This is a genomic window from Aliirhizobium sp. YIM B11859, from assembly GCF_057163345.1.
In genome coordinates this window covers 1-15672 of sequence record NZ_JBXHAY010000026.1, presented here as the reverse complement: position 1 = coordinate 15672, position 15672 = coordinate 1, and the positions used below count along the sequence as shown (strand labels likewise).

The 15672-nt window shown below is 58.2% G+C and carries 20 protein-coding genes and 4 pseudogenes; 7 read left to right on the top strand and 17 right to left on the bottom strand.

Annotation, left to right across the window (positions count from 1 at the left end):
- Positions 1 to 490: 490 nt before the first annotated feature.
- Positions 491 to 883 carry a winged helix-turn-helix transcriptional regulator gene (locus AC2GXZ_RS31980; protein WP_483763283.1) on the bottom strand — a complete coding sequence of 131 codons (393 nt, stop codon included), beginning with the start codon at positions 881 to 883 and terminating at the stop codon, positions 491 to 493.
- Positions 884 to 964: 81 nt separating this feature from the next.
- Here AC2GXZ_RS31980 and AC2GXZ_RS31975 point away from each other — a divergent pair, with 81 nt between their 5' ends.
- Positions 965 to 1696, top strand: a complete 732-nt coding sequence (locus AC2GXZ_RS31975; RefSeq protein WP_483763282.1) for an SDR family NAD(P)-dependent oxidoreductase — start codon at positions 965 to 967, stop codon at positions 1694 to 1696.
- 130 nt (positions 1697 to 1826) lie between these two features.
- Here the strand turns inward: AC2GXZ_RS31975 and AC2GXZ_RS31970 are convergent, their stop codons facing one another.
- The 3 genes from AC2GXZ_RS31970 to AC2GXZ_RS31960 all read right to left on the bottom strand — a co-directional run bounded on the left by AC2GXZ_RS31970 (position 1827) and on the right by AC2GXZ_RS31960 (position 3699).
- Positions 1827 to 2231 (bottom strand): nuclear transport factor 2 family protein, encoded by a 405-nt coding sequence (locus tag AC2GXZ_RS31970; protein ID WP_483763281.1) that lies wholly within the window; start codon positions 2229 to 2231, stop codon positions 1827 to 1829.
- A 67-nt stretch (positions 2232 to 2298) separates the two neighbouring features.
- Positions 2299 to 2898 (bottom strand): NADPH-dependent F420 reductase, encoded by a 600-nt coding sequence (locus AC2GXZ_RS31965; protein ID WP_483763280.1) that lies wholly within the window; start codon positions 2896 to 2898, stop codon positions 2299 to 2301.
- A gap of 66 nt (positions 2899 to 2964) precedes the next feature.
- Entirely contained in the window at positions 2965 to 3699 is a 735-nt protein-coding gene (locus AC2GXZ_RS31960) for an SDR family NAD(P)-dependent oxidoreductase (protein ID WP_483763279.1), read from the bottom strand.
- Positions 3700 to 3938: 239 nt separating this feature from the next.
- On the opposite strand from AC2GXZ_RS31960, the gene AC2GXZ_RS31955 reads away from it, so the two are divergent.
- Positions 3939 to 4835: a LysR family transcriptional regulator gene (locus AC2GXZ_RS31955; protein WP_483763284.1), complete on the top strand. Its 897-nt coding sequence runs from the start codon at positions 3939 to 3941 to the stop codon at positions 4833 to 4835.
- Positions 4836 to 5478: 643 nt separating this feature from the next.
- Here the strand turns inward: AC2GXZ_RS31955 and AC2GXZ_RS31950 are convergent.
- The 4 genes and pseudogenes from AC2GXZ_RS31950 to AC2GXZ_RS31935 all read right to left on the bottom strand — a co-directional run.
- A pseudogene (locus AC2GXZ_RS31950) lies at positions 5479 to 5751 on the bottom strand (EAL domain-containing protein); the annotation flags it as partial.
- On the bottom strand, positions 5690 to 5839 hold the full coding sequence (locus tag AC2GXZ_RS31945; protein WP_483763278.1) for a hypothetical protein: 150 nt from the start codon (positions 5837 to 5839) through the stop codon (positions 5690 to 5692). The gene AC2GXZ_RS31945 and the pseudogene AC2GXZ_RS31950, both read right to left, overlap by 62 nt.
- Before the next feature lie 348 nt (positions 5840 to 6187).
- Positions 6188 to 6370, bottom strand: a complete 183-nt coding sequence (locus AC2GXZ_RS31940) for a hypothetical protein (RefSeq protein WP_483763277.1) — start codon at positions 6368 to 6370, stop codon at positions 6188 to 6190.
- Entirely contained in the window at positions 6370 to 6606 is a 237-nt protein-coding gene (locus tag AC2GXZ_RS31935; RefSeq protein WP_483763276.1) for a hypothetical protein, read from the bottom strand. The genes AC2GXZ_RS31940 and AC2GXZ_RS31935 overlap by 1 nt, the downstream gene beginning before the upstream one ends.
- Before the next feature lie 401 nt (positions 6607 to 7007).
- On the opposite strand from AC2GXZ_RS31935, the gene AC2GXZ_RS31930 reads away from it, so the two are divergent.
- Positions 7008 to 7187 (top strand): hypothetical protein, encoded by a 180-nt coding sequence (locus AC2GXZ_RS31930; protein ID WP_483763275.1) that lies wholly within the window; start codon positions 7008 to 7010, stop codon positions 7185 to 7187.
- Between the two features lie 231 nt (positions 7188 to 7418).
- Here the strand turns inward: AC2GXZ_RS31930 and AC2GXZ_RS31925 are convergent.
- A pseudogene (locus tag AC2GXZ_RS31925) lies at positions 7419 to 7702 on the bottom strand (hypothetical protein).
- Between the two features lie 158 nt (positions 7703 to 7860).
- Positions 7861 to 8393 (bottom strand): annotated as a pseudogene (locus AC2GXZ_RS31920) (cytochrome P450); the annotation flags it as partial.
- Between the two features lie 95 nt (positions 8394 to 8488).
- On the opposite strand from AC2GXZ_RS31920, the gene AC2GXZ_RS31915 reads away from it, so the two are divergent.
- Positions 8489 to 9184, top strand: coding sequence for a TetR/AcrR family transcriptional regulator (locus AC2GXZ_RS31915; protein WP_483763274.1), 696 nt, complete (start codon positions 8489 to 8491; stop codon positions 9182 to 9184).
- 143 nt (positions 9185 to 9327) lie between these two features.
- On the opposite strand, the gene ku (AC2GXZ_RS31910) is transcribed toward AC2GXZ_RS31915, so the two are convergent.
- From ku (AC2GXZ_RS31910) to AC2GXZ_RS31885, 6 genes and pseudogenes are all read right to left on the bottom strand, one after another.
- Complete coding sequence (gene ku, locus AC2GXZ_RS31910) at positions 9328 to 10149, bottom strand: non-homologous end joining protein Ku (protein ID WP_483763273.1); 822 nt, start codon at positions 10147 to 10149, stop codon at positions 9328 to 9330.
- A 3-nt stretch (positions 10150 to 10152) separates the two neighbouring features.
- The gene (gene ku, locus AC2GXZ_RS31905; protein WP_483763272.1) at positions 10153 to 11040 is read right to left on the bottom strand and encodes a non-homologous end joining protein Ku; all 888 of its coding nucleotides are present in this window, start codon (positions 11038 to 11040) and stop codon (positions 10153 to 10155) included.
- A gap of 76 nt (positions 11041 to 11116) precedes the next feature.
- On the bottom strand, positions 11117 to 11305 hold the full coding sequence (locus AC2GXZ_RS31900; protein ID WP_483763271.1) for a hypothetical protein: 189 nt from the start codon (positions 11303 to 11305) through the stop codon (positions 11117 to 11119).
- A pseudogene (locus AC2GXZ_RS31895) lies at positions 11302 to 11788 on the bottom strand (cupin domain-containing protein). The gene AC2GXZ_RS31900 and the pseudogene AC2GXZ_RS31895 overlap by 4 nt, the downstream one beginning before the upstream one ends.
- A gap of 19 nt (positions 11789 to 11807) precedes the next feature.
- A complete protein-coding gene (locus AC2GXZ_RS31890; protein WP_483763270.1) occupies positions 11808 to 12044 on the bottom strand; it encodes a hypothetical protein in 237 nt (78 codons plus the stop codon).
- A 101-nt stretch (positions 12045 to 12145) separates the two neighbouring features.
- Entirely contained in the window at positions 12146 to 12376 is a 231-nt protein-coding gene (locus AC2GXZ_RS31885; RefSeq protein ID WP_483763269.1) for a hypothetical protein, read from the bottom strand.
- 468 nt (positions 12377 to 12844) lie between these two features.
- Here AC2GXZ_RS31885 and AC2GXZ_RS31880 point away from each other — a divergent pair, with 468 nt between their 5' ends.
- The gene (locus tag AC2GXZ_RS31880; RefSeq protein WP_483763268.1) at positions 12845 to 13279 is read left to right on the top strand and encodes a transcriptional regulator; all 435 of its coding nucleotides are present in this window, start codon (positions 12845 to 12847) and stop codon (positions 13277 to 13279) included.
- A gap of 484 nt (positions 13280 to 13763) precedes the next feature.
- Here AC2GXZ_RS31880 and AC2GXZ_RS31875 read toward each other — a convergent pair whose 3' ends face one another.
- The gene (locus AC2GXZ_RS31875) at positions 13764 to 13931 is read right to left on the bottom strand and encodes a hypothetical protein (RefSeq protein WP_483763267.1); all 168 of its coding nucleotides are present in this window, start codon (positions 13929 to 13931) and stop codon (positions 13764 to 13766) included.
- A gap of 319 nt (positions 13932 to 14250) precedes the next feature.
- Here AC2GXZ_RS31875 and AC2GXZ_RS31870 point away from each other — a divergent pair, with 319 nt between their 5' ends.
- Complete coding sequence (locus AC2GXZ_RS31870) at positions 14251 to 14679, top strand: BA14K family protein (protein ID WP_483763266.1); 429 nt, start codon at positions 14251 to 14253, stop codon at positions 14677 to 14679.
- Between the two features lie 102 nt (positions 14680 to 14781).
- Complete coding sequence (locus AC2GXZ_RS31865; protein ID WP_483763265.1) at positions 14782 to 15087, top strand: DUF1236 domain-containing protein; 306 nt, start codon at positions 14782 to 14784, stop codon at positions 15085 to 15087.
- Positions 15088 to 15672 lie beyond the last annotated feature (585 nt).

Below are 15672 nucleotides of genomic sequence, written 5' to 3'. Positions count from 1 at the left end.
TGAAGACGGCGCAGGAATTGAAGTCTCAGGGCAAGGCATTCCGGGTTTTTGCCGATAACGATGCCTCGGATGCGGAGCGCCAGGCGTTCTTTGATCTCGGGGCGTGGAGTAGCGACTTCGCGCACGACGGTTGACGGACGCTGGTTAAGGTCGCTCTTGTGAAAGCCATAATAGAAATGCCGGCTCATTCAGCCTACAGCAGCAAGATCGTGCGATCGACAATCTTGTCGTGCATCGGTTGAAACCAGTCGCGTCGGGTCGCCGTCCACCCACATCTCGCCGGTGCTCAAGAACCTCTCGAGCGCGGCCTGATACGTGAGATCGGCACCATATAGACTGTTGAGTTCTCGCGCCGCGGCAGAGGTTATCTCAATTCTGATATCAGCCTCTTCGCCGAGGCGCTCCCCTATCCGGAACGACGGAATGCCTTTGCGGATGTCGAAGCGTAAGCCGTGTACGAATCCGTGCGTAACTCTCGACTTCGCAAGCCTCAAAGGCGAGTTGCCGCGTTGTCATAGCGAAGCGTAGCTGCTTCGACCTTCTCGCCATTTGCTGCCGCCCATGCACACAGGGCTTCAAACGGTTCACGCAGGGAGTGGCCAAGCGGGGTGATTGCGTACTCCACTCCGATCGGCTGTGTTGGCAGCACCGTTCTCGTGACAAGACCGTTCCGCTCAAGTCGCTTCAAAGCGTCAGCCAAAGCCTTGTGTGTGATCCCGTCGAGACGCCGCTTAATTTCGTTGAAGCGTGAGGGTTTGGGGCAGATGACCGTCAGGATCAGGATCGTCCATTTGTCGGCGATCTTGTCGAGCACTGGACGAACCAGCGGCATGTCGCAAAGCGCGCGGTCGGAGAGGATCTTGAGGTCGGTATATTCGTCCATATCTAAGCTATTCCAGGTGCGTAATTGATATCAGATATCCGCTGTATATCATGGCGAGACCATTCAGTGAAAGGAATTACGATGGCTCGAATGAATGACAAGGTAGCTTTGGTGGTCGGCGGCGCCAAAGGTATCGGCTTGGCGATTGCGGAGCGGCTTTCTGCCGAAGGCGGAACTGTCTTCATCACCAGCCGAAGGGGTGAAGATGCTGAACAGGCGGCCAAAGGCATTGGCAATGGCGTGGTCGGAATTGCAGCTGACGCAGGCTCGCCTGAAGACTTGGTCTCTGCTGTCGAACACGTGCGCAGAGCAAAGGGCCGTATCGATGCGCTCGTTTTGAATGCCGGGCTCTCGGAGCCTTCGCAGATCACCGAGATTACGCCGGAGCACTTCGACCGGCATTTTGGCGTCAACGTCGGCGGGATGGTCTTCGGCCTCCAGGCAGCGCTCCCCGCAATGTCAGAGGGCGGCTCGGTCGTTCTGGTCGGGTCCATCGCCGATAGCGCGGGCTACTCCTCGTACGGCACCTATGCCGCCACCAAGGCGGCTGTCAGGTCTTATGCGCGAACCTGGACGGCGGAACTGGCGCCCAAGGGTATTCGGGTCAACGTCGTCGCACCCGGCCCGACGGATACCGACATGATGGCTGCTGTCGCGGAAGACGTCCGCGCGACAATCGTTGCGCCGATCCCGATGGGCCGTATGGCGCGGCCTTCAGAAGTGGCTGCGGCCACGTTGTTCTTGCTGAGCGATGACGCGAGCTACATCGCCGGTGCTGAACTTTGCGTCGATGGCGGCTTGCGGCAAGTTTAGAAGCCCCGACACGCTCTTACCCGATCGTGCAGCGGTCGGGTAAAAGCAGGCTACTGTCGATGCCAAACATCTTCAATCTGAGCTGAGGCCGGATTGGAGCGGCAAGCTCACACCTAGCCGGCGAGGGGAATCACAGGTCCTCCGTCGAGGCGCGCGCCAAAGCCTGCGTATCGACATATTCCCGAATGTGCGTCAGCTTGCTGTCTTTCATCGTGATTGCGAAGACGAAGTGGTCCTCGAATGATTTGCCGGTGGCGGTGACCTTTCCCCTGGCAAAGCCGATCGTTGGAACCCGGTCGCCTTGCGCCACAAATTCCGGAGGCTCCGGATAGGAAAACGGCACTTCCTTGGCGGCCTTTTCAAATGCGTCGGCGACCCCGAAATGCCCGCGGTGCGTTCCGCCTAAAGGCCAATCCTCACCTGGGATGATCCATTCGATGTCTTCGGAGACAAGGGCCAGCAGGCCTGCCTTGTCGCCACGGCCGATCGCCGCGAAAAATTCTTTCACCACCTGGACGTCTTTCTCAGTGCTCACAATACTGTCTCCTCATCTTGCAGGTCGGGCCGCACACCGGATGCGGCCGCGCTCGTCGGCATGCTCGTCAGTCGATCTTGACCAGATGCTGGAAGATCAGTTTGCCCCAGGTCTTTCCGCGGACCTGAATGAGAAGGCCTCCTTCGGAAAGGCCGCCGAGATGGATCGGTGCGAAGCCGAGTGTTTCGGCGAGCGCGGCGATTTCCTGTGCTGCGGCGTCGTCGTCGCTCGCCAGGAACACGACCCGCTTGCCACTATGCTCGGCGGGATCCCGGTCGAAGACGTCTGCGACCAGATGGTTGAAACCCTTGACCAGTCGGGCGCCGTTAAAAGCCTGCGCGACGAATTTTGAAGATGGCTGCTGTCCAAGGTCCTCCGGGGCGACGCCATAGGCGTTGGTCACATCAACGATGGTCTTGCCCTCCCAAGAGGCAAGCGCCTTCGCCACATCCGCATGGGCTTCGAAGCGGACAGCAAGGAAAATAACGTCCGCCTTGACCGCTTCTGCCAGGTTTACGGGGATGATCTGCGGTCCGGTCTCCGCGGCGTCGGACGCAAAGCGTTCGGGATCACGCGTGGTCGCAACGGAGACTTCGATACCGTTGCGGACAAACGCCTTGGCAAGGGCGCGTGCGATCTTGCCGAAGCCGATGATTGCATACCTCATGGATATTTTCCTCAATTGATCCGCCCGGCGCTCCGGATGTCAGAGCGAGGCGGGCCTCGTGTTCGGTCAAAGTTGTGCCAGGCCGCCGTCGACGGCGACTTCGCTCGCCGTCATGAAGCTGCTGTCGGGGGAGGCGAGGAAAGCCGCGGCCGCGGCAATCTCCGAGGGGTCCGCCATTCGCTGCAATGGCGTCATCGCCCCGTAGGCCTTTTGACCCTCTTCGCCGAGGGCCTCCTTGGCGAGTTCGGTCGCCGTTGCGCCGGGCGACAGGACGTTCACACGGATGCCCGTGCCCTTGAGGTCTTCCGCCCATGTCCGGGCCAGGTTTCTGACGGCGGCCTTACTGGCGCTGTAAGCAGTGAAGCCGGGAGCGCCCGTCGTACCGGCACTGGAGCCGGTCAGGACGATGGAGCCACCTTCATGCATCAATGGCAGCGCTTTTTGGACTGTGAAGATGGTACCCTTCACATTGGTGTCGAAGGTCTCGTCGATCTGTTTGGCGGTGATCTGTCCGAGCGGGGCAGGGCTGCCGGTTCCGGCATTGGCGAAGACGATGTCGAGGGTTCCGCGCTCGGCTTTGACTGTCGCGTAAAGCCGGTCGAGATCTGCCTCGTCGGATACCGACCCGGTTACCGCGCGGGCGTTCGGTCCCAGCTCTGCGACCGCCGCATCGAGCTGCTCCTGCCGACGCCCGAAGATGTAGACGAACGCGCCCTCTTCGATAAAGCGCTTTGCGGCGGCACGTCCTATACCAGTTGCCCCGCCCGTGATCACTGCCGTCTTTCCGTTGAGTCTGGTCATGTTTCTATCCTCTTGCTGTCCGGACCCTGAACATAAGTTTCGTGGCAGGCGGCGCTCAGTGCGAGGATGTGCACAAGGGTGGTGCATAAACGATCCGTATCATCTCGGATGACACCGGCGTCGTGATAATCTAATTCCAGCACAATGCAGGGGCTGCCCATGTTTATCCGCAGCATGAAAGTGAGAATGTTTTTGTCTTCTCAATATAGGAGGGCACCTGAGCGGTGCTGTTTAGCACCATGATTGACTGGGATGACGTTCGGTACTTTCTTGCGGTCGCCCGCAACGGATCGGTGCGGGCTGCTGCAGAGCGTCTCGGCGTCAATCATGCCACGGTGCTGCGGCGCGTCGGTCATCTCGAGGAGCGCCTGGGAGCCCAGGTCTTCGAAAAGTTGCCGACCGGATATCGGCTGACCACCGACGGAGAGGAGGTGCTCGAACTTGCGCAGGATATGGAGACGACATCGCTCAAGCTGGAGACCCGTATCTTTGGACGCGACCAGGGCGTGCGCGGACTGCTGAAGGTGACTCTGGCTCCGACGCTTGCGACGCAGCTCCTCATGCCCGACCTGGCAGCGTTCGCGCGCCAGCATCCCGAGATCGAGATGGACATCCTGTCGTCGGGCGAGCTAGTCAATCTCACCAACCGGGAGGCGGACATCGCAATCCGGGTCGTCTACGATCGAAAGACACTGCCGCTGAACCTTCATGCCCTCAAGGCGCCCGATGTCTATGGCGGGGTTTACATGTCGCGTGAGTTACTTGCAGCGTGGAAGGAGGATCGAGCGGTATCCTTGCGCTGGATCGTTATTAGCGCTCACGGCGTGCCGGATTGGGCGACCGAGGGAGATGCCAGAACGAACACCGTTGCTTTTCGTGTGACCGATGCCGAGGCACAGCTCGCCGCAGTAAGGCTCGGGCTCGGGATGACGACGCTGCCCTGCTTCGTCGGCGATGCCGATCCCCTTCTGGTCCGGGTACCCGGTACGGAGCTCCATATGTACGGTACACTGTGGCTGCTGACGCAGGGGGAGACGCGCAAGACAAAGCGTGTCCGGCTGTTCACCGAATTCATTGCGCAGCGCCTTGCCGCATATTCGACGCTTCTCATTGGACTATCTGCTCCAAACGCCTGATTATTCGGGTGTAGTGTCGGTTGGACTGCTCGCCATACGATCCAGGTTGCCGATCAACCTTACCAGCAGCTCGACCAAATTCTTTTCTTCGATCTCGGAAAATCCAGCCAAGGCTTCTCTATTCCCTTTGAAGAGGGTTTCCGACGCTTCCGGCAGGCGTGCGCGAGCGGCTGGCGTCAGGCCGGCCGCTTGCACGAGAGCAAGGCCATGAGCTGAAGGATAAGGCAGTCAGGCATATTTAGTGGATGGAGGACGGAAGAGTTGTCCGGTTCGATGTCGACGAGCAGTCATGAGCGCGGTCGGTCGCAAAAGAGGCTTGATTAGTGATGGACACTTAGTATCTCTTGCGCGCAGCGCTTGACGCGTACAATCGCAGGTCGCTTCGTTCGATGCTGACAGACGACGTAACCTGGCCGGGAGACACGGGTGTGCTTATTGGTAAGGCCAGGATTGACGCCTACTGGCGTGCCAATGGTCGACCACAAGACCAGCTGGACAGGGCCGCTAGATATTTAGGCTCCTACTGTATCCGTCTGATATTGCGTTGCATCCGATGAAGTACACACTTCGGAACAACTATCATCCTGTCAGCGCTGTTCGACTCCTGTGATGATCGGAACCTCACGAAAAGATCGCGTAAAACCGAGGCGCTGACCGGCCGACTGAAGAGATATCCTTGAAACTGGTCGCAGCCCTCGGCCTTCAGGCACTCATACTGCCCCACATTCTCGACACCTTCAGCCGTAACGATCGCCGCAAAGCTCCTACCCAGCCCGACGACCGCTCGGACGATTGCCAAGTTCTCCTTGGACGTCGCAACATCGGTCACGAATGACCGGTCGATTTTCAGCTTATCAAACGAAAACTTCCTGAGATAGGAAAGGCTCGAATAGCCGGTTCCGAAGTCGTCCAGAGTTGACGCCGGTCTTCTCGGCTGCGGACTGGCCGAATACGGGAGATGCGATCAGCAGGGCAAGGCCTGCGTAAGCAATGGTCTTGTTCATGGGGGTGTGCTCCGGTTTGCGGGTTGCCATGCGAGAACCTTTGGTGTGGCGGATTGTTCCGAGCAATGACCACCAAGGCCACAACGCCGAGAGAGGTCGAGCCGGTCGGCCAGGATATTCAGTGAAGAGTCGGTGGAACATTTCCGCTTTGGCTGGGTGCGCTTTAAGAGGTCGCGCCGTGCCGATCGGACACGACGGAGATGGTGAACGCATTGTTTTTCGCGATTTCTCGATGCGGATAACAAAACGCTACGCGAGCACGTAACCTGTCCGCCGCGATATTTTCGTCCTCGATTTATCGAGCGCCATTGACGGCATGGGCCATCGAAGAGCTCGACGAGGTATTTCTCACGGCGTGCTCCAGGGATGGTTCGGCCCGAAGATCGTGACAGCTTTCTGATCCTCCTCCGGCGGATCGAAGCCCGAGAGCGCGATGCCCAGCTTTGGAAAGATGAGAAAACCGTTTCGCTCCTTTGCGGCATTGTCGCGTTTGCGCAGGGCGGCGACAACATCGGGCTCCTTCGAGGCCATCAGATCGAGGTCGTCGAGAACCAGACCGCCGGAGATCTCGGGAGAAGATTGATCTCGCTCAGGGCATTGTCAACGAAGACCAGAGCGGGGGATGTCTGGCCGTACTCCAATCGGGTCCTGCCGGTCCGGGTTGTCTTGACCGAACCGGGCACGCCGATCACGGCCTCGACCTCTCCTCGGCTCATGCCGAACCGCAGGTCGGAAAGTCCGGCTCTGGGCGTGATCAGCCATGGCAATGGTGGCTCTCCTTCACTGCGGGTCCATCTCTCGCTTCCCAGTAAACCTCGACGAGTTCACATCTCTCGACACCCGGTGAAACTCTAGCGCTCCGTCGAGGTTCTGGGTTTGAGAGGTCTTGGGTGAGGTTGCTATTAGCGATCGTCCCGAGCATCGGATGATCGGCTAGTTCCACTGCGGCTGCCGCTACTTCTTCCGGCTTCCAGCCAGCCCCAACCGCCTCCAAGGCAACATCGGTAAACGCGCTGGCCATCGTTTTCTGGCATTGCAGAAATCGATCGGGATGTCTGTCCGTCATGCTACGCGATATGCGTTTCCAGCCAACAGCGAAACGTCGAGCACCACGAGCGGACCATCCAGGTGCGGAGAAAGTTGGGCAGACACACGGGAGATAACGAAAATGGCCCACCTGAAAAACCATCCCGAGCAAGACCCTGCAGAAGGTTCGCGCGAGACGATCGAACGTGATCTGCAACGACGGGAAGACCAGGCCAAAGAACGTACGGCCAAATCCAGCGATGGAACGCCGTCGGGCAGCACTGCGGGTGCAAAAGCGGCCGAGCCGTCACCAGGCAGCTGAGTTTGTCCGCAGAGGAATAGGGAGATTAACGTTGAGCGAAATAAACCGATCAAACAAACGGATGATCCGTATTGGAGCGACCGCGGTCATCGTCGCCATCACGGCAGTCGTGGGGAGTTATCTCATCGGCCCGGCGACAGATCCACGGACAACGTCATCCGTTTCGGCACCCGCGCATGGTGAGCCGGAGAATCTGGCGGCTCCCGCTAACCCGGCGGGTGGTTCCAAACCTTAAGGCGATCGAGCCAGGCTGTCGAACCACGCGCGATACGGCGTGTTTTTGGCAAGCTTCCGATTGTAGTCAGGCGCGCCGTCTTCCCACCACACCGGCCCGCGTTCTCCGAGCGCACCTTTGCAGCATCGACGCTCTGACGGGCCACCGTCGTCGCCGAAGGATCACCTTTCGCTTGCTTGACCGCCCTGCGGGCGTTCACGAGCGCTGTGACGAGGTCTTGCCGTTCATTCTCGCTGAGCGCCGGATTGCTCAACCTCCAAAGTCGGCCCCGCACCACCATGTAACGGCCATCCGGAGTTCGAGGAAAAGGGTGAGGCTCCGTCAAAGCCGTTCCTGCCTATGGGATTGGCAACGTTCACCTCGATCGATAGAACCCTTCGCGGCAAGGACGTCGCTCTCCCGTACCCAGATCTTTTCATCCAAATCTGCTCCTCGCCGGATACCCTTCTCGACCCGATCGACATCGATGCCATGGCCACCAGACATCATCGTCTCGACAATGATGTCGAAGGTGGTGCGCATCATCTCGTGGCCGATGTCGATTGTTCCATTGCCTGCCTTGATCCACCTGTCGCGCGTACGCTGCGAGGCTGCGATCATTATCGGTTGAAGTTCAAGGAGCTTGTCGTGCCGGAACGCGCTGGCGACGGACTGCCGTTGCCATTTCCAATGCTCCCCGTCCGCCGTCAGCAGACCCTCGCGAGGGCCGGTCCGAGCGCCCGCCGGACTTGATCCCCTTTACCCAGCGCATCTGCGTTTTTGACCAACGCCTCATGGATGAGGGTAGGGTCAGCCAAGTAGACCTTCATCTCTCCCGCGGTTTTCGAAAAAACCAGCGGCTCCTTGAAGATCGATGGAGGAAGCGCATCAAGTGGATTGCGCACGATTGCGAGTAACGCGCCGAGCGTAGACTGCGGCGTCAGGGGAAAGGCTGTCCTCGGCGTTCCGTGATTTCGAACTGTGCTTTCCATCGCTAATCCTTGCTTGCCAACGATCCGGGTACTATCCCTAAGGTGCACACCTTAGGACAGTTAAGGTGTGCACCTTAGACGTACAAGGGGTGGATATGAAAAAGGCAGTGACAGGCGAGAAAACCGCAAGTGTAGGCACCCGCGACAAGATTCTCGATACCACGCTCGCTCTGTTCAATCAGAAGGGACCTGAGCGTGTTACAACTGCCGAAATCGCCCGTACGGTCGGCATCAACGAGGGCAACCTCTATTACCACTTCAAAACCAAGGAAGCGCTTCTTCAGGCGCTGTTCAAAAGACTGGAGGCCGACGCAACCGCCTTCATGGCTGGGGCAGGTTCGAACACTGCGACCGAGCCAGGTGTTTTCTCAGGATTTATGCGGCGCTGGTTCTCGATCGTTTGGGACCATCGCTACATTTTCCGTGATCTGCCTGGCATCGTCGCTCTTGCGCCGAGCCTTCGCGAGCCGACAAGGGCCCTCAGCAGTGGCATGCGGATCGTTGTGGAGGGAACGCTTCGTCAGATGCGCGATGCCCGGCTGATCGACATAAGGGACGAAGACGCTTCTCAACTGCTTGCCAATGTCTGGATCGTTTCGACCTATTGGGCCGTATATCTCAACCTGCAGGAGGGCATTGAGGACCTGGGGCCGGAACATCTCGACTGGGGACTGAAACAGGTTACAAGCCTGTTTAGGCCGTATCTGTCGGAAGCCGCGGAAAGCGAATTGAACATCATGCTCGGCAGCCACTTAGCGGACGCCAAAACGGCAAAGTCAGATCTGCGATAGCCTTTCCGGGTTCGGCCTTCTCGCTGAAAGGATCCACGGCACGAGTGCATAAAGGCTCGGGCGGGTGAGCGAAGCTGCGTAGCTTGCGTTTCAGGCAGATATCAGGCGAGAAGAGGCCTAATAGCTTCTGAGCCCACGAGGCCTCATCCTGCCTTACGCGATTTCAGTTCTTTGGCGACCGACTTCTTCAAGGCATCCATAATATTGACGACGTTGCTTTTTTCCTCGCCATCGTTCTTCGTTGACTTAGAAGCCTTGGTCTTCGTCGGCTTCTTAGCCTTCTTTTTGTCGGCAATCAGCTTCAGCAAGCTTTCCTGGATCGGATCCGAGACCATGTCCGGTGACCAATCTTTTAGGCGCTTTTTGATGACCGTTTCGATAGCCGACACGCCTTTTGGATTCGACTTTTTCTCGATGCCCGTGAAGTACTCGCTCTCAGGGCGGACTTCATCGCCGAAACGGAGCGTCCAGACGACGATGCCTTCGCCGCGTGGTTCGAGGAGTACTGCCCGCTCGCGCCGGCCTAAAACGACACGGGAAATCCCGACGACATCTTCGGCTTCCATGGCCTGGCGGATCACCGCGAAGGCCTCGTCGCCGATCTTGTCGTTCGCCTTGAGGTAAAAAGGCGTTTCCATGAAGACCCATTCGATGCTTCCGCGTGGCACGAACTTCTCGATGTCGATGGTCCGAACCGTCTCCAGCTCGACGGATTCAAGGTCCTCGTCCGTCAAAATCACGTAATCGTTCTCACCGCGCTCGTAGCCCTTGGCCTCTTGCTCGTCCTTCACGGCCTTGCCCGTCACGCTATCCACATATTGGGATACGACCCGGTTACCCGTGTCCTTGTTCAGCGTGTGGAAACGCACCTTCTGGTATTCGGAGGTGGCCGGGGTCATCGCGACGGGGCAGGTGACCAGCGAAAGCTTGAGATAACCTCTCCAATAGGGGCGAGATGGGGCCATTGATCAGCTCGCTTTCCTGGCTGCGGGTTTCGCACGCGACCTTGTGGACTTGCCAGCCGTCGCCTTTTTCCCAGGGTTGCCATTGGGGGCCTTCGGCTTCTTGGCTGAAGCCTTGTCAAGGCCGGCACTTTCTCGCAGCGCCTTGAGGAGGTCGTTGGGTTTGGAAACCTTGATAGGCTTCGGCTTCGGAAGGGTCTTTCTTTCCGCTTTTGCCTTCACCAGAGCCGCGAGTGCATCCTCGTACCGATCATCGAACTTGGCCGGATCGAACTCGCCCTTTTTCGTATTGATGATGTGCTTGGCAAGATTCAGCATTTCGGCCTCGACCTTTATCTTCGCCACATCCTCGAAAGCCTCCTTGGAAGACCGGACTTCGTAGTCGAAGTTAAGGGTAGTGGCGATGATGCCCTTGCCGTGAGCGCGTATGAGGACAGTTCGCATCCGCCTGAACAGGACCGTTCGCGCGATCGCAGTCGCACTGGTATTGATGAGGGCATCGCGAATGCAGGTGAAGGCGTCATGGTCGGCATCATCGACCGGAACGACGTAGTAAGGCTTGTCGAAATAGACGTCATCGATCTTTCCGCAATGGATGAACGCTTCGGCCTCGAGCATCTTGTCGGAGTTAGGGATAACTGCCGCCACCTCCTCGGGATCGATCATGATGTAATCGCCGCTCCCGGTCTCGAAGCCCTTGACCTGTTGCTCCCGTTCCACTGGTTCCTCGGTCTCGCTGTCAACAAATTCGCGCTTCAGCCGGTTTCCGGTTGCCTCGTTGATCATATGAAAGCTGATCCGCTCGGAGGTAGACGCCGCGGTATAGAGCCCAACGGCGCAACTGAGCTCACCAATCTTCAGGTGGCCTTTCCACTGAGCGCGATGTGCGGCCATCGTCATCCCTCCAACTCGTTGCTGAACAAACTTAAATGGCGCCTACTTGGTTCCGGGGTACTAACCTCTAGATATGCTAGGCGCTGGGCAGTCTGTTGAGGTATTGTGTCATGCGTTGTCGGTCTTCAGCGACGGAGTCGGCGTAAAGCTGCAGGCTGGCGGGATCGAATTCCAACAGCTCTTCAATGATCTCCATTTGCCGAAGTGTTTGAGCAATATCGCGGCGCTTATCTGCCTCTGGCTCTTCAAAAACCCCTGTTTTCATCGCCACGCCTTCAATGGTTCACCGGTGGACCCAAACAGCGGGTCGGAGTCCGGTACCGGCAAAGATGAAATCCTCTCAAGCATCTCAGTCGTAGCGGCGGCGGTCTGAATGTCTGCGTGTTGACCTTTCGGATAAGCGCCGACCACCTGAAAGTCTGGTGACGATCCGAGGTTTCGATGCCCTGTCCCCGCTGGCAGGATGAGACAATCACCCTCCGCGACGTTGATGGACCGTCCACCCGGACCGCCAAATCAAAAGCGTTGCTTGGCCTCGCGCGACCCCAAGCACCTCGTGCGCACGGGAATGATAATGCTGGTAGTCAAAGACCCCATTACGCCAAATACCTGTCCAGCCGTTTTTAGCGAAAGCGGTCTCGAAATCCGATGGCGCGTCTGGAAAAGCGGCGCGGTAGATCAGAACCGGCAGCTTCGGGTTATTCGGGACCCAATCGCTCGCTTGGAAAGTCACTCTCTCGACGTTCATACCGCGTTGTCCTGTCAGGTTATTCATGCGTCGACCCTGGCTCGCCGCTCTCGTCGGTGAGCGACGGCAGGAACGTTTCGACATCGCGTCTCTCACGATCAGACAACAGTGCAATGCGCTCATTCCAGAACGCGGCCGCTTCCGGTGGATCGCCATCCCAATCGCGGGAGGATCCGAGGTTGTCGTCGATCACCGCCACCCGACGGCCGCCCAATGCGAGATATTGGTCGGCCAAATCTTTAGACGCGTTTTCCATAGGCTGCCTCCACCGGTTGTTATCAGCGATTAAACATTCGGAAGCGCTACTGGTTCCGGCTTCAGCAAAGCCTGACCATCGCAGCGAATTACTCGAGGCAACTAGAGAGTCTGAATCCCCGTCTTGCCTTTTCGATCCTGCTTGTCCGGCGCTCCGAGGGTAGCGATCAGCAGTTTTTGACGCTGCATGGCTATTTCCGCTAAGTAATTCTCCGCCTGCCAGAAGCAGCGGGCTCCGATCGCCGGATCTCCGTGAATAATTCGCCTCTTCCGTGATGAGCCAGGGCGGCAATCGATACCCAAGCCGAACCGGAGATCCACCAGTTCCTTCATGCGAGCATTGCCTAAACCAGTGGATGGCTAATAAAGCGATCTCTCAATGCGCTATTGAGATCAACAGCCGCGTTGGTTACCGGATGGACGGGCACAAATGAAGCCTGACAAATGTCGCCAACTTGCGGTACGAGGGGCGACGGATCTAACACGGCTATCCACACGCCACGCTAAAGTACCGGCGCCGTGAACGCCGAACAGATAGGGTTCAATATGAGAAAGCCGCACCGAAACGTCGTAGTCGAATTCAAATCGCCTCGCCGACGCGTAACCGCGACAAACACATCAATCTGGGGAAATCTTGACCTGAAAGCAGTGTCGGATGCCGTCCTGACGGACATGCCAATGGCAACGTCTTTAGAAAGAAAGCCTGTCGCCGCGCCCTACACCTTTCCCCGTGGGGCAAATCCGCCATTGACACTATCAGTCGCCTTGCCCGACAGTGGGTTGACCCAACAGGAGAGACAGATGGCTGACGAAACAACTGCAGTTGATGATACCGAGGGTGCTTCTGCTGACACGGCCTCGCCGGTGCTTGAGCCGAAGACGGAGATCGAGTCGAAGAGGAAACGCGCGGCGCGTGCAACAAAGGCTACGGCATCCTCTGTCAGCGATGGTGTTGCCTCCGATCGCCCGGCCGTAGGTGGCAAACGGCGCGGGCAGACCCGGTCGAAATCCAAGCCCGGCGCAGCTGAAGCAAGACCCACGAGGCAGAGCCGCCAACCGCGCGCGTCGACAGCCACAGCGTCTGATGTGACTGCGACCCCCGTACCAGCAGCGGCATCTGATGAGTTGGCGGATCTCCTGCAGTTGGAGGAAGAAAACCAGAGGCTGCGCAAACTGCTCGCGGAAAAGCTTCGCGCTGAAAACGCCGACCTTCGCAATCGGCTCGGTATGAGCTGAGCGCGATCCACTTTGCGTCGAAACGTGAATTTGAAAGCCGCGCCAAATTCGCCACAGCGCCGAGGCCCGGGCGTTGTGCTTTCGACATTTGCGACGATAAAGTGAGGTAGAGGATAAGGCGAGGTCGCCATGGAATTTCTTCGCCAGGTTGACCGGACGGCGGCGCAGCGCTCAAGACGCCGTGCCGGAGATCACCAGTGATCCGCCACATCCGATCTTGCGTTTGGCACCGCCTTTATCGGAAGAAGAGGATGTCGTAGACGCCGACGGCGTTCACACTGACAGCTCTTCAGCGGCCGGTGACGAGCCCGAGGCGGACAATAACGTTGTCCAGCTCTCTGTCGTCGAAGCAGAGCCCGAGCTTCCTGGTATCGGAGCGCCATCGCCCGGCGCAAGTCGGGATCCGCGAAAGCCGCCGACGGGCGGCACGACGCGTGGGCAACCGGCCTTGCGCCGGGAAACGCCAAGAGTTGCCGAAGCAGCCTCACTCCGTCCGGTTGTTTCGGCGCGCTCGAATGCGGATGTCTTGATCCTCGATCACGAGATCCAGGACCTGCGGCGTCAGCTGGCAATAAAGCTCCAGGCGCAGAATGCCCACCTGAGAAAAATGCTCGCGCGGTTTGGCGATTAGCGCGCACTCAAAGGCCGCCAATCGACGTTGCCAGCTTTGCTGACAAACCGACGACACTACTTAAGACCGCGTCAAGGATGATCCGCAGAAGGGCGCGGCTGGGCTGGAACGGATCCCGCTCCCACGCATTTTTTTCGGTGCGAAGCGGAGTCATTATCATGAAGTCGATTATTACAGGTTTGTTTCTCGCGGGCTGCTGTGTGCCGGTCGCCCTGGCGCGGCGCAGATTGTTTCAGCGATCAATGCGCCGGAGAACAGCCATGAGTTTGCGAACCTAGACACACCGCTGTGGAGCAATACCCCGACAAGGGTGGACCGCGAGCACCAGAATTACGAAAGATTGCCAGCGCTTCTGGCAGCTAATACCAACATCCGGCCTGTGAAAGAGCGCGTCGTCCTCGCCGAGGCAGACACAACACCGATCGCATCTGAAGGACAACAATCGCAAAGCAAAACCGAGCGTTTGCGGATTTCGTGGTGCCAGCAGCGGTACAGTTCCTATCGCGTTGATGATAACAGCTACCAGCCGTTCGGCGGTGGGCCGCGGCGGACCTGTGACGCGCCGGTATCGACCGGCGAGGCGGTTTCGCAAGCACCGCTGCAAAAGCCGTCGCAATCTGACAACAGTGCCCATATCCAATGGTGCTCAAGCCATTACGCGTCCTATCAGCCAGGGGACAATTCCTACCGCGCCTTTAGCGGCGCACGCCGTCAGTGCACATCGCCATTTGCCGGGAACAGCGCAAATACCGAACAGGCTTCAATGTGATCCGGGATCGGAACCTCTCGATCGTCCAGGCATTGATGGCTGCAGAATTCAACAGAGGAAGTCAGATAAAAAACCATTCTTATGATGACGGCGCTGGCCGCCATGACATCCGCTGCATACGCGCAGAACGGCGTCGTCAATGGCGCGGCCGGCGGAGCCGTAACCGGCGCAATCGTCGGCGGTGCGATCGACCCGCCGCCGCGCGAAGTCGTAACCTACGTTCAGGAACAGCCGGCTCCCCAGACGCGGGTCATCGTTGAGGAGCCAGTCGCGGTCGGTCGGGTGCTTCCATCCGACGTGGTTGTTCAGCCTGTCCCGCAGAACCCGAGCTACGGTTACGTGGTAGTCGGTCAGCAGCGGGTTATCGTTGAGCCGCAGACCCGTAAAATTGTTCAGGTCATCGACTGACGGCAATGCAATTCGATTATGGAAATGGCGTCGAGGTTTCGGCGCCATTTTTATTAGTGCGGCTAGCGGTCCATATCACTCACAGAGGTGATCGTCTGCTCGGCTTGACGCGACGCGCTTGAATTTCAGAGATGCAGCCGCTTATCGAAGTAGTGCAGCACAAGATAATTTTTGGAACACCCGGCTTATATTTTTATTAACACCGCCTCGCGAGAGCAAATTCCGTCTCCCGCCCATTGGAGCCCGTCCCCGGTTCCATTCTTGCTCTCCCGACAATGCCTATAAATCCCTTCATCAGATGTGACTTGGGCGTTGGAGGTGAAGGCGAGATTGAAGTCCATATCCATATTCCGGACGATCGAGCGAGTTGTAACAATTTGCGCGTTTCGGCGTTAGTTTGCAGCCCAGCACGCCGGCGGTTGCGGCCGAGGAAACGTCAATGGATATCTATATCGTCACGCTGACCATCCTTGGCTTCGTCATCCTCTTGACCGCGTGGCTGCCAATGGTTCTACGGCGACTGCCGTTGTCGCTGCCGATCATCTGTCTTGCGATCGGCGCTATCTTGGCCTGGTCGCCTTTCCC